Source organism: Segatella copri (assembly GCF_019249795.2).
Classification (GTDB): domain Bacteria; phylum Bacteroidota; class Bacteroidia; order Bacteroidales; family Bacteroidaceae; genus Prevotella; species Prevotella copri_B.
The window spans coordinates 1,451,383-1,473,744 of record NZ_CP156891.1; the positions used below are offsets into that span (position 1 = coordinate 1,451,383).

Below are 22,362 nucleotides of genomic sequence, written 5' to 3' on the forward strand. Positions count from 1 at the left end.
TTTTCAATTTTTTCCACTATATGAAATAATATTCTTATTACAAATTCTAAAATATCCTATTCTTGTCCCTACTTTTAAAAGTAAGGCCTGTTTAAAGTGGGCTCAGTAGTTTATACAAGTTCTCTTTTATATCGAATGGAGAATCGAAGTCCTTCAGTATGGCATGCTTCGTATCTTTCTCTGAGAGATTGGCATGCTCTGTTGGAATCTTCCAATCGATACCGAGAGTATCATCAAGGATGCTGATACCACCATCGGCTTCTGGATGATAGAACTCATCGCACTTGTATTGGAAGACTGCTGTTTCTGAGAGGACTGCGAAACCATGGGCAAACCCCTTTGGGATGAAGAACTGGCGATGATTGTCTTCTGTCAGTTCTACTGCCACATGCTTGCCATAAGTTGGTGAGCCTTTGCGAATATCTACTGCTACATCGAGGACTCTACCCTTTACGCAGCGTACCAACTTGCTCTGGGTATATGGTGGGCGCTGGAAGTGCAAGCCTCGCATTACGCCATAGCTGCTCATAGACTCGTTATCTTGGCAGAAGTGGACACTGTGTCCCAGGATTGGGGCAACCTTCTCTTCAAACTCATGCTCGCTGAAGCTCTCGAAGAAGTAGCCACGAGCATCACGGAATAGGCGTGGTTCTATAATGAGTACGCCATCTATATCAGTTTTGATTATATTCATTGTTTTCTAATATTCTAAATTCTTTTTTAATGTTTGTTCTTTCTCTTCAAGTATTGAAAGGAGATACTTGCCATAGTCATTCTTCAACATAGGCTGAGCATTCTCTCTCAACTGTTCTGCGGTAATCCAACCTTGACGGTATGCAATACCTTCCAAGCAAGCTACCTTCAAACCCTGTCGCTTTTCTAAAACTTCAATAAAGGTTGATGCTTCAGAAAGGGAATCATGAGTTCCGGTATCGAGCCAGGCAAATCCCCTAGCCATGGTCTGAACCTTCAGCTGCTTATCCTTCAGGAACTCCTGGTTTACGGTGGTGATTTCCAATTCACCACGAGCAGAAGGCTTGATATGCTTAGCTACATCTACCACCTTGTTAGGATAGAAATACAAGCCTACCACTGCATAGTTGCTCTTAGGATGCTGAGGCTTCTCTTCAATGCTGAGGCAATTGCCTTGCTCATCAAACTCTGCGACACCATAGCGCTCAGGATCACTTACACGATAGCCAAAAACGGTAGCCTTGTTGTTCTGTTCAGCATCTACTACTGCCTGATGCAGCATCTGGTTCAAACCAGCACCATAGAAGATGTTGTCTCCCAAAACAAGGCAAGCAGAATCATTACCGATGAACTTCTCACCGATGATGAATGCCTGTGCCAAGCCATCAGGTGATGGCTGCTCTGCATACTCAAACTTCACACCTAACTGACTTCCATCGCCTAAGAGGCGCTTGAAGCCTGGTAAATCAAATGGTGTTGAAATAATGAGTATCTCACGGATACCTGCCAACATCAATACTGATATTGGGTAATATATCATCGGCTTATCAAAGATTGGTATCAGCTGCTTGCTGATTCCCTTTGTGATAGGGTACAAGCGGGTACCGCTACCACCTGCTAATACTATTCCTTTCATGAAATGATATTAATTATTTCCCAAACTCCTTAATTCGTTGTTCTTCCTTCAAAGAGCAGACAAGCAGTTGCCATTCTTCTCGGCTTCGATATAGCCATCCAAGCCTTGAACTACCACCTTACTTTCATCGTCTGCATAAACCACGCAGTTCTTGCATTCATACAATCGGATGTCCTTGCCTACGCTGCGGCGATATAGCAATACTTTTCGATGTAATCGTCCTGGATAGGAGAAATCTTATTGTTGAGTTTCTCTACCTTCTCTGGGATTACATCTACTGCTGTTACATGATGGTGCTGAGATAATAGCGTTGCTATGCTCAGACCTACGTAGCCTGTACCGGCTACTGCTACTGTTATATCTTTGAAATCATTCATCATGAAATTATTTTTTCTTAGTTATAATATTCCGAAGTCTTCCACCCCCAAAGCATTCTATAAGACTCGGCTCGTGTATAGCGACACAACCATCATAAAGAGCATTCGGAAGTAAAGAAGCAAAGTATTCTTCGCTATTCGCTTGTTATTATTTGATTGAAATGACATTATTGGTAATTCTTAAAAAAATCAAGAAAAGGCTCAGCTGCAACATATCAGCATCTTTTGTTTTATACAATTCCAGCATCTTCCTGCTCTTTTTTCAGTGTTTCGCCCATCATATACTCCTTATCTTTCTGTGCAAGATACTGGATTAAGGAATTGCAAAGCTCAGAAGAGATGTCCATCCTCTTGCCATCCTTATATGACTTAATGGCTTTAGAAATCAAATCCAACACAAAATCCGTATTGTCTTTGTCTGCCAAATACATAGAAAGATCCTTTGTCGTACAAGCATGCTCTTTTATCTTGTCGATAATTTTCACAAAAATATCTTCAATTGGCAATACTTTTTCTCGGCTGGATCTTGCTCCTTCTTTAGAGTCATCAATATATTCTTTCTGAATTTTGATAACATTCTTCACCAATGTTGAATTATTGCTTCCTGCCGCTGAGAAATATGGTGTTATCACATTATCAAACATACTCTTAATTTTGTCAGTTATTTCATATGTCCTATCCGCATAAGCAAAAATTTCATTGGTGAAGCACTTGTCGTTCAACTTGAAACTTTTCAACATCAAGCGATTAAGCAAAGCAGCAGGACGATGAATAGAATAAGATTTCACATAATACAAATCCTTATTCACAATATTACGCAAATAATATAAAGATGTATCCCATGAAGAAAGATAATAATCCTTATCCTCATTCTGATTACTAAGCTTGGCAAAATAAATTGCTTGACGCAAATCTGCCTCTATCGCCTTAGGTGTCTTACCATAATAGCGTTCCTCAAAAAGAAAAGAGGCATAATTTCTTTCTAAAGGCTCAAAGTCATCATACCGGTCAGATATCTTATCTATAAACTCACAACCAGTGCTTTCAAAAAACAATTTCATGCGAGCGATATTCCTCTTAAAGAAAATTGGCTCATAACAATCTCTTACGTCAAAACCCAACTCTTCAACGAAATCTGAAAACGAATATTTACTATTGTCGTTATTCCCTTTTCTAAGAGTTTTAACAAACAAATAATAGTTAAAGAATATGTTAGACGTTTGGAAAGATATAGCTAAATCTTTCATTTCATCAAACAGTGATAGCTTAAAAGCCTTACGCAATTCGCCAACAACTTCACTTACATAATCAAAGGGAACCAAGAACTTCACTTTGCTACTATTCTGTTCCTTATATTCTATCAAACTTTTAACCGTCAAGAAATCTCGATCTTGATATTCTGCATCATCATACTTACTCAAATCTAACTTGCAACATAGATAATGCACTAATAATGTTGTATCAAGCACTATGTTGTTCTGCCGCTGAGATACATAATTCTGATATTTTTGGGAATTGTATAACCCAAAGAACGACTTGGCCAAACTTATACGATTAAGAAAACTATTATTGCAACAGATTTCATTGAGCTCCTTCAAAAAGCTATTAAATTGTTCCGTACCACCAATCTGCTTGATGCAAGATACCTTAAAAGATTCATAACAGGTTTTGGTGTCATTTGCATCTACATCCATATTGAATATTCGAGAACCAGATTTCACATAAAAATCCAAGAATTTCTGGTAGACATCATCTACGCTCAAAATACCATATTTATCTGCTATCTGCTTGAAACGTTTAACAAAATCTGTTTCCAAATCTTTTGACTCCTTATCCGATTCTTCTATTTTTTTATATTCATCTGGAGAGAGTTTATATAACTTTACATCACCTTTTTTAAAAGACACAATACGACTTGGAGTTCTTAAAAGATAATTAAGACTATTATCCAAACTATCGTTAGAAATACCAAGATTTCTGTCCATTGCTTCTTTCAATTCTTTTTTTGTCATTTCCATGTTCTTGTAAATAAGAAACAAAATGACAGAATAATAAAAACCATTCTTGATAAAAGAAGAACTGTTTGCCTTAGACAGGTAGTCAAACATCATCTTTTCGTAGGCCTCAGTGCCTTTTTCTGTTTTTGTTTCTGATTGCAGAATTTTAGCAACAGAACTCAATGATTTCATATCTGAAATATCGATGATTCTCAGTGTAATATCTCTGGAATCAGCTAAAGCCTGCATATTTTCACGATTCGACGGACCTACCGTTGTATGGCAAAATACATCTACGGTATCAGACAAAGAAGAGTCTGCATCTAATGCCTTTACTATGTTGTCTATGTTGTCTTTCAAATAAGTAAAAGGCATTGCATGCATTACACTCACAGCTAAACGAGAACGCCGAGTGCCCCTAAACTTATAAAGGTGCATTTTATCTTCTAAGACACACTCTTTTTCACTAACAAACTGCTCTCTTTCATAGAGAGTTATAGCCTCATCAAAAGACTCTCTATTTATTTTTGTATGCTCCATAATTATCCAATTCTTATAGGTTTAAGACGAGTAGGATTATTAGAATCTATCTCCATCTTAAATAGTTGAATATCCTTATCACCAATGGCTTTCTCTACAAGTCTCACATCTGCATCGCTACATTTAACCCCAAGGTATATACTCTGAATCGCTCCCTTGCAATCCAACATAGGAAATTCGGAAACATTACTTTTTATATCACCAGAGGCATCAGGCATTGAATAAAAAATCATTCGTTTCTCATTCTCATATTCCCAATCCTTACTTTTGATAAGCAACTCGTTTCCCATTAGAAGTTTTTGATTACCCGCCTGTTGAATTTTTTCTTCATAAATAACAGGACAGATAAACAGCAGTTCCTTACTGCCCACCATATATTCCTTAAAAAAATCTTTCTTAAAACGATACTTTACGCACATACCCTTGTGACTATTGGCATAGTGCGACCACATCAGCACTGGTAAATCTTCCACATAAACATCCGTCAGATTATCTCCAGCCTTTTTCTTTGCTCCAATAAGGCATCTCATCTTGATATGTTCCGTAGCTTTCTTCAGCTGGAGAATAAATTCTTGTTCTTCAAGAGATTTACCACTAAAGTTTTTAATCTCGTTGCTAATTCTCCAATTCAGCAAGGTATCCAAAGGATCATTAAAAGAACGTGGATGTGCCAAGCTTATTTGCTCGTTGGTAATTTCGTTTATTGAATAAGATGTTATACCACGAAAGCTATAATAATCCATTGACTGGTTGGTTGAGTCTGGAGTAATCTGCGCCATAGCATTGTAAAGATGCGCTTGGACATATTTCAAGAAATCTTCCTTCTTTTTGACCATTAAACTGGCGATGGCACAATCATGCGTCATCTGCTGATAAGGGAAGAAACTGCGTGGAGAAGATTCATGAAAGGAAGAAGCCACATCAGACATAAGCTGTGCGATTTTTTCATTAGGACTCTTACCTATCACCTTTTGGGAAATACCTTGAAATCCTTCCATCCATTCTTCATCTGTAATAGCTCGATTATCCTTGTTAAAGAAATCACACAAAGTAGCAATTTCTTCATCTTTCCATTCTGCGGTCTTTGAGAGAATATTTGTTATATTGACTGGTATCATTGTATAATTGCGTAATATAAAATTGCTTTTTTCTTATTTATGAATATCAAACTTAGACTTACACCTCAATGATGACAGCATTATAGAGTACGCTTATCAAACCTATAACTGCCACTATTCCACCAACCACATTATATATTCCGAAGTCTTCCACTCCCAACGCATTCTGTATGACTCGGCTCGTGTACAGCGACACCACCATCATAAAGAGCATTCGGAAGTAAAGAAGCAACGTATTCTTCGCTATTCGCTTGTTGTTATTTGATGATTGAGTTGACATAATTAATAATCTTTATCACGAGTGTAATATTTCCCAAAATCCACCACGTGGAAAACCTCTTGTTTCAAAACATTCTTTAGTTTGTCGACATCAACATAGTCTTCAAATTCCTTCCCCAAAGAATTTATATCTTGCTCATGAAAACTATTTAAAACATCATCGATATTCAAATTTTTATTAGACAATTTTCTCAATATCAAAGAACAGATAATTTCAACTGCTATCATATAACGCTCATCTTCGGTATTCTCCAGAATCGACTCCATAAAATCCGTTACAGGATTTCCTGCTATTACCAATAAACCAATCTTAGATTTTATAAAATGAACATCATTAGATATATTACTCTCAACTGATGCTCCTTTGCGCATTATATAAACAGAAGACATACCACCATAGTGTCTTGCGATACGGTTTAAATTTAATGTACGCCAACGATTTTGTTTTTGCTCCCATTTAAATTCTATCTTTCTGTTGCTATCATCAACAAGAATTTTACTGATTTCATACTTATCTAAAAACAGTTCACTCGTATAGTGTCTATTGAGAGTATCTGAGTATATATTTTTTACATCATCACTGAATTCTGCTCCTAATTGCCCCAATATTCCAAAAGCTGTTGATTTGCAGTTGGAAATTTCTTGTGACAAGCGCATAGCTGAATTAAAAGCATAGCTTTCTATTGTCCAAACATTATCTTCAAAGCCATTAAGACTCACTCGACGATACTGATTTTCTGCATCCAACAGGAATAAACTTTCGTCTGCCAAACATTCATTAAACAAAGCATAATCAGAAAAGGCCTCTAGCTCTCTATTATTTTTATCAACAAATCGATCAATAGAATAACACGCTTCATTTACCGCCCATGAAAGAGAATGATTTTTTTCAAAAAGATCAATCTTTTCTGAAATTGATTTCAAATATGAGTGATATATAAACCTCATCATTTCATCATATTCCTTTGATTGCTCAAAATTATCACGAGCCACATTGGTTGTCGGTGATGTTTTTCCTGTACAATTGGCAAGTGCTACAAAACTTTTCCCATGAAAACCAGGTGTGTTATCTGAAATTTTGATTCCTTCTACACAAAGTCCTACAGGAACAGTTATATCTCGCAGATACTTATAATTAGGAGATAAAATATTCCAATCACCATATAGTTCACTTTTCTTTTCCAAATAATAGAAAACAATACCTGTTGTGTGGAATTTCTTTATTCTATATTGCTTTTCATCTATATTTATACCTATAGAAAGCAGAAAACTTTTTAAGGCTTCCTCCTCATTGTCATAGCCAATCCTAATAGAATCATCAGTTTCTTCTTTGTATTCAACTTTACACTGCGGAACGACTATCCAGCTTTTCAGATTATTTGCAACATTATCAAACTCAACATCCTCTCTAACTTTTAAAACAAATGTAGTACCATGCTTACCATCCAAAATATTATCAGTTTGTGCATCATTACGCATTATACACTCTCCACCTATCCCTTTAATACGGAGCTTATGTGCTTTTTTTTCCTTATGCCATAATGTTGTTATCTCAAACTCATCACTAATCATGAAACAAGTCAGCAATCCTATTCCAAATCTACTAATAGAATGAAAATCAGAATTTTGCTTTTTGAATTCATCAGACTGATATCGTGATGCTCCAACCTTAAAGAGATAATTCTTGATAATATGTTCATCCATACCTGTTCCATTGTCCTGAATTACAAGTTCACGACTGGTAGGTTTCCATGTTATCACTACCCGTGGCTGATAATCAGAAGAACCAACTTTTGAATTACTATCCATTAAACGGCAGGCATCAATGGCATTCTGTGCAAGTTCTCTTAAAACTACATTTGAATTACTATATAATGTATGACCTATCAAAAGCTTAAGAATATTGTCTTTATCTAACTCAAACTTCAATGGGTCTGCATTAAATCCCTCTGTTTTTATAGAGTTACAATTGATGGAATCCCAAGGAAATTCGTAACCATTCTGATTTTGCAAGCAAGAATCTCTGCAAACATCATGTGTTTGAATTAATTGTTTTTCTGCATTAAAAATATAATCCTTAAAACGGCTATAAGCATCTTCATTGATGAAGGTTGCTTTTACCTCAAACGCATGAGGTTGAATGTTTGGATCTACATTATTATTTCGGTCTCTTTCGGATAAAGGTCTAATACATGTTACTGAATTCTGAAAATCCCACTCTGTCTTACTATATTGATTTTGGGGTGAAATAATTTTTCTGACTATATCAGGAGTTCTCTCAGAATTGATATGCAATATATCTGCTGTTCTCAGAAGAGATGCCACATATAGCAAATTCACTCTAGAAGATGGACTTTGTTCATACTGCTGATTCACATCTAAACTATCCTGTATTTCTGCTAAATTTTCTCCATGTGATTTACATAACTTTGCTAAATCCCTATGTATTTCTGGAGACAAAGATCCAATCATTCCTCTCAGCAAATCAAGATGAGTTTCAGAATCTGTTGAAGATGCATCTAACTTCAAAAGCCAGTCAAACACTCTTTCACCATGATTGTCACGGATGTAGTTTTGGTAAATTTCATCATCTGAAATTGAAGACGACTTCATTCTCTTTTTATAGTTCAGAAAATCATTGTCAGAATCTCTTTTTGAAATTTCATCTTCTGTCACTAACATTCCGAAATCATGAAAATAAAAAGACAAAACGACCATCATCCAATCTGCAGGTGTCATTATATCCTTTGTATGCTGAGGAATAATATCATCTAGAAGGCTCAACATGCCATCTATGTGAGAAATATCATGTTGAGTGTATTCCCGAAAAATGCCGTTACTTCTATTTTGCTCCAAAGCCTCCTTTAAAGTTTGTTTTATACTTTCAAGGTTGAGAGCAGAAAAAGACTTCAAGCTCAAGGCCTCTTTAGCTTTTTCCTCTGCAAAAGAGTTACACAATTTATTATTCATAAAACTATTATTTTTCTTCAATACTTTGAGTGTCAAAATGATTTGAAAATGGGGGCATTATAGATATATCATCTAATTGAGAACCATAATTAAGAAGAAGTGTCTTAATAAACTCACTATGATACATAGTATACGTATACATAGACATCATTACATTTTTGCGCCCAATAATTCCAAGCACTAATATATTATCAACTGGCATATAAGGATGAAACCAAGCTTCATTCTTCAGTTTTTCATCTGTTGAAGTAATGTCCCCATCATCATCATATATCCATTCCTTTATACTCCCACCATCAATGGAAGCTTTTATGTCCTTCAGAAAACTAGAAGGATCGCTAACCTTTATAAATATTGCCATGATCTCTAGATTATTTTAACTGACTAATCAAAGTTGGCAACTCATTATAATCAGTGTACCAAATAACTCTCAAGCCTAGTTCCAAGAATATTTCTTTATGGATTCTCATAGCTTCGTTGTTCTTTTTATTTGCATTCTTGAATTTTGTAATATGAGGCAAAAAGACAAAATGCCTTGCCTCATTCTCACTATCACGAATAGCGATATCAAGTAATCGGCGTAAATTTGGATCTGTCATTGACAAACCTATGAAAATGCATGTTCTTCTGCTAAGAGCATGAATCTGCTCCACATTAGACCAATTGTAAGAATTGGCATAAACTCTGTGATATTCTTCCTCACTCAATATTGGCACAGACTTAATTATCTGAGAATTATCATAAGGGATAAAGCCATGAACATGATAAATAGGGAAAGCTTGCTGAGGCTGATTCATACCAAAAATAGAATAATTCTTTATACCAACATTATCCATAGCCCTCTCCATAACATCATCAAAATTATAGGTGATGATACTTTTAGCAAACTGTCTTTTTGCCAAAATCAAATTACAGATTTCCTGTATCAGTGGAGATGTACAAGAGTCATTTCCTGCATAAAGGGCATCATGTACAGCATTATAGTAGTCCTCACCATTTGACTTAGTCTCCATCATCTGTCTTATAAAACGACCAAGGACAATGGACGAATCATAGCAGACTTGTTGGAGATTATCTATATCATTTTTATCCAACTGCTTGTGCTTACTTTTGTTCACCAAGCCCTCTAACAGTTTCCACCATGATGGCAATTTTGCAGACATACTAACTCCAGCTCCAAAGAAAAGGGAAAAATCTTTATCTTGAAGACTCACCTTTGCTATTTCTAAAATTTTATCTCGGTCTTTAACCCAGTCATATTCTTCTAAATTAAATTTCTTTTTAGGGATTACAGTATCAATTTGCATACCAAGGAATTGAGATAGGGACAAGACATAGAACCCCTTTACCTTTAATTTTTCAAGATGGTATTTTAAAATAGAAGGTAGTTTTCCCTCTACATAAACCAGAAGAAAAGAAGAAACTTCCTTTTGAGGAGCAAGTTCCTCCGTAAATAGAGTGACATATCGCTGAATCGTATCAAAGAGTAAACGTCCCTTAACTTCTATAGCTACAGGTCCTTCTATCTCATACTTTACATAACCTTTTCCTAATGGAAACTTGGCATTTTCCAAGCCTTTAGGAAGATAAAAGTCATATATATAATTTGTATGTTGAGATATTTCCGCTATATTAAAAGGAACCTGATGCTCATCAAGAAACTTTCTTATAGCATACATTATCTCACTTTCATTTCTATAATTCATCATTTTCATTGTTTAAATTCTCCAAATCAAACCACGCTTTGTTGTTAATAAAATAATCACTATTTGGGACAGGATTAATCATTAATGCCATCGGAACACAATGTAAGCGGTCACTTTAGATATGTTAAGCCCTAAAATGAATGCTTTTTCATATCTTTAAAGAAAAGATCATTTGAATTTATGCCCAAGCAGTAACAGTAGCCAGCTGCCATCTATGAGCGAGTAAGTCTACCAATTTGTTCTTTACAGAACCCATGAAGGTACTTGCTCTTGTACTAGGTTCGAAACTTACGAACCATTGAGGCATAGTACTTGCCTTCTTCGTTTATATTCATTTTGTCCCAAATTTAAAATTCGGAGCAAAGGTATACATTTTTATTTACGTACGCAAGACGGCCCTAAGTGACTGCTTACGTCAAATATTATTTCTAAATTATCGCAAATTTGAGATTTTCAATCTAGATGGCTGCAAGGAGGCAAAAATATCGGTTTTATATCGTATTATATGCTCCCTGCAGAACGAATGACCTATAGTTGTACGACCATAAGGCTGCGGTTGTACAACTATATAGGCTATGGTTGTACAACTCTAGAGTTATGGTTGTACAACTATAAGGGTCTTAGTTGTACAACTGCAGAATTTTGTTTTTTCGACGAAATTCACAAATACAGATAACATATTGATTTTCTGTCACTTACATATTTTTGCCATATTTTAGATATTCTACAGGAATTATTTCCCGGTCGAAAATCCGCGAATTTCAGAGCAAAAATCAAGAAAAATCGTTAGCATTTTTCTATAATTTTATCTTGCCTACGATCTTGAACTTCTGCTGATTTCCTGAAGGAATTTCGTAAACATCATCTCTTTCACCTGAAGCAGATGAAGTTTCAACTGAAAGATTATCAATGTTTTCTATCGCATTCTCCTCTTTCAATTCTTCGGATACATCCGAAGTTTTTACATCATCAGAATCATCAACAGCTTTAACTTCCAATGCAAAAAGACCATCATGACGGAAACCAATCACAAAAGTTACTTCTTTGGTCTCATCCCTGCCTTCCACGAAATTACCCTTAGAAGGAGCAAAAAACGCAGTTAATCCGCAATCTAACTTGATTTCTCCCTGTGTCGTACTGCGAATGCTGGATATGGTTCCATGCAATCGTATACAGTTAGAAAAATCGGTATTCTCGTTATAAGGCACAATACCGCTTATATCATGATCATTGACTAACAAATCAAAGATGTATTTGTCATTGAGGGACTGCTGATGACAAGTAGATGCCAAATACCTAATCTCCCTTATCTTGTCTGTATCAAAATAATCCTTATCATGAATAATTGTAAATGCCTTTAGGACAAGAATATTATAATTTGCTTCCAACTGCACTATAGGATGATGCTCACCAGATGCTTGTGCCAATGTCTGGAGACGGGAAATAATCTCATCAACAGGCGTATCCTTGCGGCATTTGCGAACAAACTGGAACCAATAACGTAATGAGAACAGATTGGTATTACCTTGCTGAATGTTACTATTTAAATAGTTTTCTACCTTATCCTGTTCCTTCTCTGTTAAAAGTCCCCAAGATTCACCAAGACGTTTCGGCTCACCCTTAACCTTGCTCAGAAGGAGATAACGAACATACAACTGGCGTAATCGTGGTCGCTCTTCATATAATGCTTTCTCGATGGCAGCACTTAAATGATTCAACATACCTGGCAGATCATCTACGAAATTCTTGCTCTGAGACTCACTTCTGTTCAGATAATCAAATGACTTATGTGTCTTCTGCGTATTACCCAATGTCTTCATCTGTGAGAGAAGAATCTTGGTCTCATCAATCAGTTCGAGCATAGAAACATATTGCTCCTGATACCATTCGTTTTCCTGAGAGAACAGGAACCGTCTGTAAGTATCATACTGAGACAATCCTTTTCCATATTCTATCAAGATAACAATCAACTGAATTTCAGAGATATATGCGTAGATATTCTTTGAGTTTAAACGGCGGCTCTCCTTAAAATAGCCACGCGCTTCTTCTGTCAAATCTTTTATATCCTGAAATCCAAGTTCTACATTTTCACGCTTATAATATTCCAAGAGTCTACGCTTACACATACCTGCAATATGCTGAAGATTAAAATCTTTCTCACCATTTGCATCAAAAGCTTTCTGTACAAAGCTCATAGCCTCATCAAAATGCTTAGGTATGCTTGCCTTTTCATAACAGAAGCGTGCCAAATGGCCCCAGAAATGGGCTTCGTTAGGAAAACTATTGGCTAATCTTGACAAAACATTACGCTGATTAAGTTCACTATAGCCAAGATCCTCCAACAACTGTGAAAAATGAGTATTGTTGTCTTTTGACCAAGCTTCTTCTACACCCAACAGTTCTTCTTTGCCTCGCTCAAGAAATACACTAATCAGAATCTGACGGGAATCATCAACAAGATACTGCTGATTGCTCTTTATGCTATTAATCAGATTGATAGAACTCTCATAGACCATCTCTTTCCAACCACCTACACTACATACAGACTGTAGAACTGCATCAGCAAACCGGGCATAGCGAGGACGCCAGAGGGTCTGTTTCCCAGCTTCATCTGTAACGTTGCTCAATATCTTATAAAGTGCCTGCTCTTCACTATGATGACTTCGAAGGTATTTCTGCAAGCCAATCACCACCCCATCCTTCTTAAAGAGATTTCGGAAAATAAGGTCTGGCACCTCTTTCTGAGAGTAATGATAAATCATTGATACATAAAGAACAAATTCATTAAGAGATGGTGATAAAAAACTATTGTAATAACTTACATATTGCTCTATTTTTTCCTGTTTGAAATCATCATTACAAATTGCCAACGAAAAATCTATCACCTCACACTGGTTCGGTGATTTCTTATCCCATTCCACCATCTCGGATTTGTTCTCGGCATAGAGAGTGACTTTATTTACGAACCGGTTCTTCTCATCAGAATCTGCCATTGTATCAGACAAATGTATGTTGTTCTGCTGGTCGGATAATCCAACTTTTTTGTTATGCCTTTCGACTATTACAAATAAGAACCTAGCCTTGTTTGAATTGCAATTTCGTATCAAGGCATCTATCGTTGTGATATTTACTTTAGAAGCTTCAACTATTGCCAAAACCGGTGTCTTTACCCAATTATAAAAGAGATGAAGTTTTTCTTCTGTCACACCTTTTATATACTTATTTAAAAGGACTACAGGATACTCCTTTCTCAAATCATAAGCTAATCTCCTGGACAAAGTGGTTCCACCTGCACCCGCATCATGATAAAGCAAGAATTTGGAAGACTGGCGAAGCTGTATACGATCCTTGATCTTGTTTTTAAGAGCATCCTGAATCTTACGAGTTGCTTCAACTCCCTTTGATATATCATTCCAACTGATGTCTTCACCTCTAAAGAATGTGTCGGAAGGAGATAAATCATTAGGTGCAATTGCTCCGATACTGGCATGAACAACATCCAATCCACCATCTTTCAAAGTGGAAACAATAGACGAGATATCGATACAACCTAACTTGCCTGAAACCTTGGAAGGCACGATGACACTGGATAAAGGGACAGATGCAGCACTGGACATGGTTTCTTCAACTCCCAAAATGAACTCATTGGCACTCATCTTAAACGATGCACTATTAAAACTATAGTCCTGAGCTTCTTCTGAAACGCCTCCCAGATAGTCTTCATCTGTAGATACGAAGATAAAATGTACCAAATCTGCCTCAACCTCCTCTATATCATCTATAGAATGTATGATATCCTTAAGATAACGATCCTCTACGTTCAGACAAACGATATAATATTCGTTTGTAGAGTCTGTCATGAAACGACGAAGTGCTTCTTTGATAAATTTGCCGTATTTTCGCTTATTCCAGGAACGGAAATCTGAGCATGAAGTACCTACACTTTCTGACAGCCCGTTAGCAAACAACCAATTGAGACGTCCCCCACTAGTACTAATCGGCAATGATACATGACTTTCATACTGGTCTATCACCAAAGGAACCACCCTACTGTCCTTAGCTGCCCCAAAAGCAGTAAAAAGACCATATTGCCCTTTTGTATTCGGATCAAAATCCAGAATAAAGGACCAAGGGATTCTAGCAAGGATAGACTTGAGATCAACAGACGTATTCTTATCATTCGGTGGACTGATAAGGATATATTGATTGCGATTATTGAAATTGTCGGCAGCTTCAAGCACTTCACCAAAATCAAAATGCTCCTCCAAAACGTCTGCATTTACTTTTCCCTCATAGGCATCAGTTAACTTTGACGGTACATCTTTATGAATACTTTTATAAAAACTGACTGTCAACTTTCGGGAATAGGCATGCACCAGCTTAATACTCGCTTCAGTTTCGATTCTATCTGTTTTTTCATCGGAATCATGCATACCTTGATTGCCATCTTCCTGTATAGCCTTAAGAGCCTGTAATTCGTCTTGTGATATATAATCAGAACTGTTCAGAGTATTCAACAATTCTGAATAATTTGGTTGCCATTTTCTCTTTAGAGGGGTTCCATCCAACTCATGGGAACCAGCCAAATAATTGCAGACTTTCGTTTCATCCATTCTATCGTAAAGCCGATATTTCATAAAAGCCTCGCCGCTTTTACGATAAAACTGTCTGGCTTCATCCCAATTCTTCTGCTTGAAATGATAAGAAGCCTTCAATGCATCATAATAATAATTGCTGAGCTTAACTTTCTTCTGTTGTAGCATAGTCGTATGTTTTAAAGTTTAGTTTCTCAAAAACCTCGGGCAACAAGACTAATCATAGTCTTGCTTTACGCCCAAGGCTCTTTCACTTGGATGAACCTCATTACTATTCTTCTTGGGCTTTGCGGATGCTGGTCATCTCCCTTTCAAAAAAAGCTTGCGCCTTAGGATGTATAGGCCTTACATGCAAACTTACTTCTATCAAGGTTCTCTCCAAGCGATGAATTTCTTCAATCTGCTCTTCTTTGCTTTCAAAGAAACAGGGACAGAGATATATCATCGTTGAAATAATGTAATCAAACGTCTCCTTTTCAAGTGACCCATCTAAGTGAAGAGGATTCAACTTGCGGAGAGTACGAGCATCAATACCAGTAAATTCCGAAAACTTACGGTCGGAAGTTAGTCGCCACCTTCTTCTCGCTTGGCGAAACTCTTCGGCAGCGAAGGCTATCCATTTGTTCGCCTTGCTTTTCGTAGAGTTTTCGTCCATAAGCCTATTATCTTCCTGATAAAAGGCAATCTAAACAGAACTAGGACTGAAAAATCTCTAATAAGTGCAAAGCTAAGTAAAAAACGCAGCATTCATGAATACCGCAGCATTTGGGAGCAAAGCACTATTTTTGCAAGCGAACAAGGAAAGAATTTGTTTTTAATATATATAATAATGTATAAAACTATCAGAATATGAGAGCAATGTATAAAAGCGAACTGGCTGCTTATGCCGGAGTGTCGACTGGGACACTGAGAAGATGGCTGATGCCGTACAGACAGGAACTGAATGAAATTGGTGTGAAACCGAAAGACCAGTTGTTAAGTCCGAAAGCAGTTAAGTTCATATGTGATCAGCTGTCTATCGATATCTAACAATGTCGAACAGCACGCTTTAGAAAAGCCGTACCTTCGCAGCGTCAATCAGAACAAACGGGATTGCTCATCTCTTTGAACTGACGATGACTGAACTTTATTATTAATTTCTTAAATGTTTTAAATTATGAGTAAAAGTTACAAAGTGTCTAAGAAGACCATGAACATGGGCCCTAAGAAGGGTAAGACTGTTTATAGCGTTCGCCCTTACAGTTACGGTACCTTGACTACCAAGGATATCGCTAACCAAATCGCTATGGAGTCTACGGCTACTCCTGCTGATGTAATGGCGGTACTCGACCGCTATACCTACTATGTGAAGGAGAATCTGAAGAAGGGTTACGACATCGAACTGTTCGGTTTCGGTAAGCTCTATCTCCGTTTTCTTACAGGTAAGGCTGTAGAGACTGAGAAGGAGGCGAATGCCAAGCTCGTGAAGAGTATCCTTCCTGCCTTCCGCCCTTCGTACTATCTACTGAAGAACGGCAGCCGTGTTTACAACCTGATTCCTGATTCCATCGAACTCGTCAAGTACGGTGAAGAGAAAAAGGATAAGACTACCGGCGGTGAGACTACTGGTGGTGAAACCACTGGCGGCGGTTCCGGCACCGAGGCTGGCGGAACTGGTTCCGACAATGGTGACGGATTGGAATAGTCTCCAACTCTGGCAGTGCCTTACCTCTCTGAAAGGGAGGCACTGCTAAACTCTGATAACTTATTGTTTCATTTAAATTTTATTGATTATGAAAATGTTTCGTTCTAACTCTGAATCAAATCCAAACAAGATTTCCTGGACTCAAATCGTGAATGCCATCGTACAGGCGCTGATTGCTGCTCTCACGGCACTGGGAGTAAGCTCGTGCGCGAGTGCCTTATAGCAATGTTGAGTGTTGAATGTTGAATGTTGAATTATTCCTATGACAAAAGATACATTTCCAATGATTATCGGGGAGGAGAAGGTGCGCTCTGAGCGTAGACTCCTCGCCGGAGTTGAAGACGGCAAGAACATGATGTCTGCCGACTCTGTGAGATTTCTGGTACTGCATTGCTCGGCTAGCCGATGCAATCAGGACTATAGTGTGGAACAGCTGCGCCGTGACCATAAGGCTCGTGGGTTTTATGATATCGGCTACCACTTCTACATCCGTAAGGATGGTACGATGACGCAGCACCGTAAGCTGCTGGAGGTGGGGGCTCATGCCCGACCTTATAATAGATGCTCTATCGGCATCTGCTATGAGGGAGGGCTCGATGAGCAAGGCAAGCCTTGCAACACCATCACAACTGAGCAGGAAACGAGACTCATCGATCTTTTCAGGAATCTGAAGATTCTCTTTCCGAAAGCGAAGATTGTGGGACATCGGGACTTGCCTGGGACTACTCCAAAGGAGTGTCCGTGTCTGGATGCTGGAAGCTGGGCTGCCCGACACCGCCTTGATTAACTATTATAACTCCTTTTGGCTGGCATTGCTAGCTAAAAGGAGTTTTTTTCTTACTGTTAAAGAAAGGTATCATATTATACAGGTACCGCCATACGGGCTAATGGTGATTTACCTTCGACTCCCCTGTCCCCCTCTTGCGAAGAGGGGGTCCTTAACCCACTCCCAAGCCCTCGCCCTTTCCAAAAGGGCAAGGGATGTAACCGCCCTCCGGTGCTCGGAACCGCTACGCTCTAAGGTTGGCGGGGCATCAAAGCCCTCGCCATGTTGTGCGGGATGGGACCGCCTGACTCTTGCAGGGGACAACTTGCTATTATATTGCCGAAAACGGGTGCATGAAGGGGCAGGTTGGGACCGCCTGAATTGTTCCTCATTGCAGTATCGCTCTGCACTTGTCGTCGCTCGAATGAGGAATATTGTTTTATTCTACTTTTGAGAGGATTACTTCTGGGGAGGTTCCCATCAGGGTTATGGCGGAAATCTTATGACCGCCATTGGCATTTAATGAATGACCACAATGATAGAGGCTATCATCTATAATAAGCCAGCGATCATGAGATTCGTTACTCCATTTTCTGATGTCTATATGATTATCGGGGAATAGGCGGTCATGCTCATCCATGAGTCGTTGCATTCCTTGACCTACACCTACAGTATAAATAGTCGCTGTTACTTCAGGTTTACGAACATCTAACACACTCAGGGTTAGCGATGAAACATAGCCATCTATGATGATTACTCGATGATTGGCAGAACGAACAAGGTTCTCCAAAGCAACTCTTGCAGTATAGAAATCACCTTCGAAGAAGACCATCTCTGCAGGAGGGGTCGAAGTCCGAATAAAGAAATCAAGCTGCTGTTGCTGCTTAGCCTGGACATCCTCAATATGGGTCATACGCTTGTCCATATTCTCCTGTAGGGCTATTAAGTGACGGTTCACGGAATAACCTTGAAGAAGGTAGTCACGTAAAACAACATTCGCCCAACGTCGGAATTGAATGCCCCTATTAGACTTGACACGATAACCAACAGATAGAACAACGTCAAGACTATAAAACTCAACTTGTCTAGTAACCAAACGTCCACCTTCTTTTTGAACTATCGCAAATTTTGCGACAGTTGGATTTTTACTATTTTCAATTGTCGCAAAATTTGCGCCTGTTGGGTCAGAAGCAAGCTCTTCATGAAGAGCATTGTTGATATGCTTACCTATAGTCTTGATATCACGACCAAATAACTGCGCCATTTGTTGACGATTGAGCCAAACCGTATCTTGATCCAGTTTCACCTCCAACCTAATGCTTTCGTCTGGTTGATAGAGTACTATCTGAGATTCATCAGTAGTTGCCTGTATTTTGTTATTGTCGTTTGCCATAATCATACATTTTTTATTGCTAATATAGTGACAAAAGTACAATTTAATTTCGTAATCACCAAGGATTTAAGAGAAAAAATGCATTTATTAACCTATACTTGGCTTATGGCTAAACATTACAACACACAAAATGATTCTGCTTCCTTATCTGCTTTTTTTCTTCTATGTTCATAACGTAAGTTTTTTTTTCGACTCCCCTGTCCCCCTCTTGCGAAGAGAGGGGGGGGGCCTTAACCCACTCCCAAGCCCTCGCCATGGTTGTGCGGGATGGGACCGCTTGGCTGTTATGGGGATCAGCGCTTACGTCCTTTACCAAATAATTCAGAATGTGAACCTAAACGAACTAATTCTATTGCATTATTGTTCTTATCAAACCAAATCAAAAGTGTATCATTTTCTATATGGCATTCCATATAGTTCTTCCAGTTGCCTTTCAAAGAATGGGGATTATATTCTTCCGGTATCTGATTGCCTTCTGCCAAAAGCTTAACTATCCCCATAAGCGTTTCTACAAATTCTTTATCATTCTTAAACTTTCTTGAACTGCGAGGTCTTTCGAATTTCTTTCATAAACCCTATTCCTCCATTGATGCCATGAAACTTTCTAAGCTATCTACTCGAACTACTCCCGCATCATGGCCACTCTCAGCATCTTTCATTGCTGCCAAAGTTTCTGCGTTTGGAACATCTTCCAAAGCAGCACTCCTTGAAACTGGGGAGTCTGAAACTATTTTAACGCCTCTCATAAGAGAGAGGACATTCTTTAATTTCTCCAACAAAGATGGACTATCTATCTGTAATGTTAACTGTGCCATAACTTCTATATTTAATTCGCAGCAAAGATAAGGGTCTTCTGTGAAACCACCAAATTTTTGGGGGAGTTTTTACAACTACTCTTCTACAACTTCGAAGTCTTCTTTATGCACGCCACGGATAGCTACAGCTCGTCCACCGAAGTCGAAGACGAGCTGGCGGTCACGGTCTATGCGGACAATGTAGCCTTCATAGTCTTTGAATGGTCCTGAAAGGACACGCAACTTCACGTGGTCTTTGGCAAACTTCTCAAAATCATCACGAAGGAATGTAACCTGCTCCGGATGGGTCTTCATCACATTCATAAAGGGCTGCATGATGGAGTCCTTGATGGATGCAGGTCGTCCTAAACTGCGGTCTTTGACTAAATGAAATTGGGGAAAATAATCTGCAAGAAATTCTTGTAGGTCCTTCACCGTACCTTGCAAGAAGACAAGTCCGCTGACAGATTGCTCCAAAGTCTTTTTCACTCCTTGTTGCTTTTCTTCATCCTTGTAGGAATAGCGAAGGGTTTTATGAATGAAATAAGGTTGTTTGGTATTTTTCTCGTCAGCATTAAATTTTTCAAGCCATTTTTCCATCCCTTTAGCTGCCATGTGAAGAATAAAAATATAACTCCATGAAGTGGGGTTGGTGGAAGGGTCTTCATTCTTTTTGATCCGTTTACGTCGGGATATTCCTTCTACACTCGGATCCGAAAGTCTTTCAGCCCCGATAACGTGGATGCCCTTTGGTAAGCGTTTGCTTACGTCGGCTGTAGAAGGTGAATTCAAGCAATCCTGCGTCATATTCTCGTTCTACTTTATGTCCTCAGCTGCAACCATACATGATGGTTGTGGAAGCCTGGTCCATTTCTTATGATTATGCATAATCTTAGTATAATGAGTATTAGCCATACAGCCTCTACACATGTAGCTTTATTTTACATCATTTGCGCTTTCTTCTTAGAAAAGTGCAACAACTGCCGAAATAAGTGCAAATCTGCCATTTACAGGAATACCCTAGGCAGATTTGCTAAACATTTGTGTTAATTTTTGGGGAAGGACACAGAAAATATAAAAAATGGACACGTAATCCAACTATTTTTCGTACTTTTGTAACCAAATTACTCTCTTCTAAGAAGAAAGAGCGAAGTTTGCTAAAAATTTTACCCCATCATTCCGAAATGGGGTAAACATAACGATTTGTTTACAACTCTTTTGAGATCGTTTTTATAATCCGCTTGTTGGCTTCATTGATGGTTGCTACGTCTAATGACTGCAAGTAAATCTGTGTGGTCTTATAGGAGTTGTGTCCCATGCCCTGGCTGATGGTGGCTATTGGGATGTTCATGTGCAAGGCTACGCTTGCCCATGTGTGGCGTGCCACATAGGTGGTGAGTGGTATCTTCAAACCTACCATTTCACCGATTTTCTTCAGGTTGTAGTTGGTGTTGTGCTCCACTTTGCGGTATGCCGTGTATGGAGAGGATTCCTTGCCTGTCAAGATGGGTAGCAGATAAGGGGAGTTCTTGGTTTGTTTGGCGTATTTGTCGATGATGGCTTGCATTGGCTTCATCCACTCGATATTGAGGTTTTGGTGGGTTTTGCGACGGTTGTAGCTCACCATACTACATTTCAAGTCTGTCTTCTTCAGGAACGCCATATCTACGAATGCCATGCCTCGGAGATAGAAGCTGAGCAGGAACAGGTCTCGTGCCTTGTCAAGGGAGGAACCTGTTGGCAAGTCCAGGTTTTCTATCTTGCGAATATCCTTTACAGAGATGGCTCGTTTGGCAGTTCTCACGTTAGCGGTCTGCACGTGAGCAAAGATATCATTGGCTGGCGCATGGCCTGTTTCCACTGCCTTGTTGTAGAATGTGCGCAGGGTTCGCAGATAGAAGGACACGGTGTTTTGTCCGACACCTCTATTCCATAGCCATGCCTGATACATTTCCATCATCTCGCTGGTCATCTGGGAGAAGGTGAGGTCTTCGTGATGACGAAACTCCATAAATCTGTTGGCGGCACTGACATAGTTGCTCTTGGTGCCGATGCACTGCATCTGCTCCTTCTTGGCTATCTGTTGGCGGAAGAAGGTAAAGACGCTCTGGCAGGGTGACAGCTGCTGTATCTCTTTGTCTATGTCGTCAATGGTATAAGGGATGCCCTCGGCATCCTTATCACGGATGATACGCTGCATCTGTTTCATCTCCCAATCTATCTGCGACTGGATGAGCTGTAGATGCGCCTGTCGGTTGTTGCGGTTAGAAACAATGATAGCCGACTTCTTGTCGTTCCACTCGTCCGGAAAGACATGATAGTCGGTGCTGATCCAGCGCAAGTTGCGCTGGTGAATGAGGTGATAATACAATGTGCCTTCCTTTCCTGGCACCGAGGATGCTCTGAATTTTACTTTTACTGTTGCCATAATACTTTAATTTAAATGGGTGAATTATTGTTTGCCATTTATTAAAGCATCGGCATGACCAAGTATATAATGTGTAAAAGTAGATGAAGTGAAGTGCTTTTGGTGA

At 38.7% G+C, this 22,362-nt stretch carries 18 protein-coding genes and 3 pseudogenes; 3 read left to right on the forward strand and 18 right to left on the reverse strand.

Annotated elements, in window-relative coordinates:
- Positions 1-91 precede the first annotated feature (91 nt).
- The 13 genes and pseudogenes from rfbC to KUA48_RS06545 all read right to left on the reverse strand — a co-directional run bounded on the left by rfbC (position 92) and on the right by KUA48_RS06545 (position 15,846).
- Positions 92-694, reverse strand: coding sequence for a dTDP-4-dehydrorhamnose 3,5-epimerase (rfbC, locus tag KUA48_RS06485; RefSeq protein ID WP_218431999.1), 603 nt, complete (start codon positions 692-694; stop codon positions 92-94).
- A 6-nt stretch (positions 695-700) separates the two neighbouring features.
- Entirely contained in the window at positions 701-1,609 is a 909-nt protein-coding gene (gene rfbA, locus KUA48_RS06490; RefSeq protein ID WP_218432001.1) for a glucose-1-phosphate thymidylyltransferase RfbA, read from the reverse strand.
- A gap of 13 nt (positions 1,610-1,622) precedes the next feature.
- Positions 1,623-1,792, reverse strand: a pseudogene (locus tag KUA48_RS06495) (mannose-1-phosphate guanylyltransferase); the annotation flags it as partial.
- 17 nt (positions 1,793-1,809) lie between these two features.
- A pseudogene (locus tag KUA48_RS06500) lies at positions 1,810-1,986 on the reverse strand (NAD-binding protein); the annotation flags it as partial.
- A gap of 230 nt (positions 1,987-2,216) precedes the next feature.
- Positions 2,217-4,523 (reverse strand): hypothetical protein, encoded by a 2,307-nt coding sequence (locus tag KUA48_RS06505; protein WP_218432002.1) that lies wholly within the window; start codon positions 4,521-4,523, stop codon positions 2,217-2,219.
- A gap of 2 nt (positions 4,524-4,525) precedes the next feature.
- A complete protein-coding gene (locus KUA48_RS06510) occupies positions 4,526-5,641 on the reverse strand; it encodes a DUF2971 domain-containing protein (protein ID WP_217326759.1) in 1,116 nt (371 codons plus the stop codon).
- A 91-nt stretch (positions 5,642-5,732) separates the two neighbouring features.
- Positions 5,733-5,921, reverse strand: a pseudogene (locus tag KUA48_RS06515) (lipopolysaccharide biosynthesis protein); the annotation flags it as partial.
- A gap of 2 nt (positions 5,922-5,923) precedes the next feature.
- On the reverse strand, positions 5,924-8,890 hold the full coding sequence (locus KUA48_RS06520; protein ID WP_218432004.1) for an ATP-binding protein: 2,967 nt from the start codon (positions 8,888-8,890) through the stop codon (positions 5,924-5,926).
- Positions 8,891-8,897: 7 nt separating this feature from the next.
- Positions 8,898-9,251, reverse strand: a complete 354-nt coding sequence (locus tag KUA48_RS06525; RefSeq protein ID WP_218432007.1) for a hypothetical protein — start codon at positions 9,249-9,251, stop codon at positions 8,898-8,900.
- Between the two features lie 10 nt (positions 9,252-9,261).
- The gene (locus tag KUA48_RS06530; protein ID WP_218432009.1) at positions 9,262-10,605 is read right to left on the reverse strand and encodes an SIR2 family protein; all 1,344 of its coding nucleotides are present in this window, start codon (positions 10,603-10,605) and stop codon (positions 9,262-9,264) included.
- Between the two features lie 169 nt (positions 10,606-10,774).
- Positions 10,775-10,903 (reverse strand): resolvase, encoded by a 129-nt coding sequence (locus KUA48_RS06535; RefSeq protein WP_334649271.1) that lies wholly within the window; start codon positions 10,901-10,903, stop codon positions 10,775-10,777.
- Between the two features lie 490 nt (positions 10,904-11,393).
- A complete protein-coding gene (locus KUA48_RS06540) occupies positions 11,394-15,359 on the reverse strand; it encodes a hypothetical protein (RefSeq protein ID WP_218432010.1) in 3,966 nt (1,321 codons plus the stop codon).
- Between the two features lie 103 nt (positions 15,360-15,462).
- Positions 15,463-15,846 carry a hypothetical protein gene (locus tag KUA48_RS06545; RefSeq protein WP_118416537.1) on the reverse strand — a complete coding sequence of 128 codons (384 nt, stop codon included), beginning with the start codon at positions 15,844-15,846 and terminating at the stop codon, positions 15,463-15,465.
- Between the two features lie 501 nt (positions 15,847-16,347).
- Between KUA48_RS06545 and KUA48_RS06550 the strand changes: the two genes are divergently transcribed.
- The 3 genes from KUA48_RS06550 to KUA48_RS06560 all read left to right on the forward strand — a co-directional run bounded on the left by KUA48_RS06550 (position 16,348) and on the right by KUA48_RS06560 (position 17,662).
- On the forward strand, positions 16,348-16,875 hold the full coding sequence (locus KUA48_RS06550; RefSeq protein WP_218432011.1) for an HU family DNA-binding protein: 528 nt from the start codon (positions 16,348-16,350) through the stop codon (positions 16,873-16,875).
- Positions 16,876-16,963: 88 nt separating this feature from the next.
- Entirely contained in the window at positions 16,964-17,098 is a 135-nt protein-coding gene (locus KUA48_RS06555) for a smalltalk protein (protein ID WP_006849555.1), read from the forward strand.
- Positions 17,099-17,137: 39 nt separating this feature from the next.
- Complete coding sequence (locus KUA48_RS06560; RefSeq protein WP_218432012.1) at positions 17,138-17,662, forward strand: N-acetylmuramoyl-L-alanine amidase; 525 nt, start codon at positions 17,138-17,140, stop codon at positions 17,660-17,662.
- 418 nt (positions 17,663-18,080) lie between these two features.
- On the opposite strand, the gene KUA48_RS06565 is transcribed toward KUA48_RS06560, so the two are convergent.
- The 5 genes from KUA48_RS06565 to KUA48_RS06585 all read right to left on the reverse strand — a co-directional run bounded on the left by KUA48_RS06565 (position 18,081) and on the right by KUA48_RS06585 (position 22,256).
- The gene (locus KUA48_RS06565; RefSeq protein ID WP_218432013.1) at positions 18,081-19,034 is read right to left on the reverse strand and encodes a virulence RhuM family protein; all 954 of its coding nucleotides are present in this window, start codon (positions 19,032-19,034) and stop codon (positions 18,081-18,083) included.
- 293 nt (positions 19,035-19,327) lie between these two features.
- Positions 19,328-19,534, reverse strand: coding sequence for a type II toxin-antitoxin system YafQ family toxin (locus KUA48_RS06570; RefSeq protein ID WP_218432014.1), 207 nt, complete (start codon positions 19,532-19,534; stop codon positions 19,328-19,330).
- Between the two features lie 75 nt (positions 19,535-19,609).
- Positions 19,610-19,849 (reverse strand): hypothetical protein, encoded by a 240-nt coding sequence (locus tag KUA48_RS06575; RefSeq protein WP_218432015.1) that lies wholly within the window; start codon positions 19,847-19,849, stop codon positions 19,610-19,612.
- A gap of 75 nt (positions 19,850-19,924) precedes the next feature.
- A complete protein-coding gene (locus KUA48_RS06580) occupies positions 19,925-20,428 on the reverse strand; it encodes a hypothetical protein (protein ID WP_153118683.1) in 504 nt (167 codons plus the stop codon).
- Between the two features lie 607 nt (positions 20,429-21,035).
- On the reverse strand, positions 21,036-22,256 hold the full coding sequence (locus KUA48_RS06585; protein WP_218432017.1) for a site-specific integrase: 1,221 nt from the start codon (positions 22,254-22,256) through the stop codon (positions 21,036-21,038).
- Between the last annotated feature and the right edge of the window lie 106 nt (positions 22,257-22,362).

Bases quoted from the DNA above. Each gene is read 5' to 3' on its own strand.
- KUA48_RS06535 (WP_334649271.1), bottom strand. From the start codon at position 10,903: ATGCCTCAATGGTTCGTAAGTTTCGAACCTAGTACAAGAGCAAGTACC.
- KUA48_RS06540 (WP_218432010.1), bottom strand. From the start codon at position 15,359: ATGCTACAACAGAAGAAAGTTAAGCTCAGCAATTATTATTATGATGCA.
- KUA48_RS06520 (WP_218432004.1), bottom strand. From the start codon at position 8,890: ATGAATAATAAATTGTGTAACTCTTTTGCAGAGGAAAAAGCTAAAGAG.
- KUA48_RS06545 (WP_118416537.1), bottom strand. From the start codon at position 15,846: ATGGACGAAAACTCTACGAAAAGCAAGGCGAACAAATGGATAGCCTTC.
- KUA48_RS06570 (WP_218432014.1), bottom strand. From the start codon at position 19,534: ATGGGGATAGTTAAGCTTTTGGCAGAAGGCAATCAGATACCGGAAGAA.
- KUA48_RS06505 (WP_218432002.1), bottom strand. From the start codon at position 4,523: ATGGAGCATACAAAAATAAATAGAGAGTCTTTTGATGAGGCTATAACT.
- rfbA (WP_218432001.1), bottom strand. From the start codon at position 1,609: ATGAAAGGAATAGTATTAGCAGGTGGTAGCGGTACCCGCTTGTACCCT.
- rfbC (WP_218431999.1), bottom strand. From the start codon at position 694: ATGAATATAATCAAAACTGATATAGATGGCGTACTCATTATAGAACCA.
- KUA48_RS06530 (WP_218432009.1), bottom strand. From the start codon at position 10,605: ATGAAAATGATGAATTATAGAAATGAAAGTGAGATAATGTATGCTATA.
- KUA48_RS06565 (WP_218432013.1), bottom strand. From the start codon at position 19,034: ATGGCAAACGACAATAACAAAATACAGGCAACTACTGATGAATCTCAG.
- KUA48_RS06550 (WP_218432011.1), top strand. From the start codon at position 16,348: ATGAGTAAAAGTTACAAAGTGTCTAAGAAGACCATGAACATGGGCCCT.
- KUA48_RS06525 (WP_218432007.1), bottom strand. From the start codon at position 9,251: ATGGCAATATTTATAAAGGTTAGCGATCCTTCTAGTTTTCTGAAGGAC.
- KUA48_RS06560 (WP_218432012.1), top strand. From the start codon at position 17,138: ATGACAAAAGATACATTTCCAATGATTATCGGGGAGGAGAAGGTGCGC.
- KUA48_RS06555 (WP_006849555.1), top strand. From the start codon at position 16,964: ATGAAAATGTTTCGTTCTAACTCTGAATCAAATCCAAACAAGATTTCC.
- KUA48_RS06585 (WP_218432017.1), bottom strand. From the start codon at position 22,256: ATGGCAACAGTAAAAGTAAAATTCAGAGCATCCTCGGTGCCAGGAAAG.
- KUA48_RS06575 (WP_218432015.1), bottom strand. From the start codon at position 19,849: ATGGCACAGTTAACATTACAGATAGATAGTCCATCTTTGTTGGAGAAA.
- KUA48_RS06580 (WP_153118683.1), bottom strand. From the start codon at position 20,428: ATGGAAAAATGGCTTGAAAAATTTAATGCTGACGAGAAAAATACCAAA.
- KUA48_RS06510 (WP_217326759.1), bottom strand. From the start codon at position 5,641: ATGATACCAGTCAATATAACAAATATTCTCTCAAAGACCGCAGAATGG.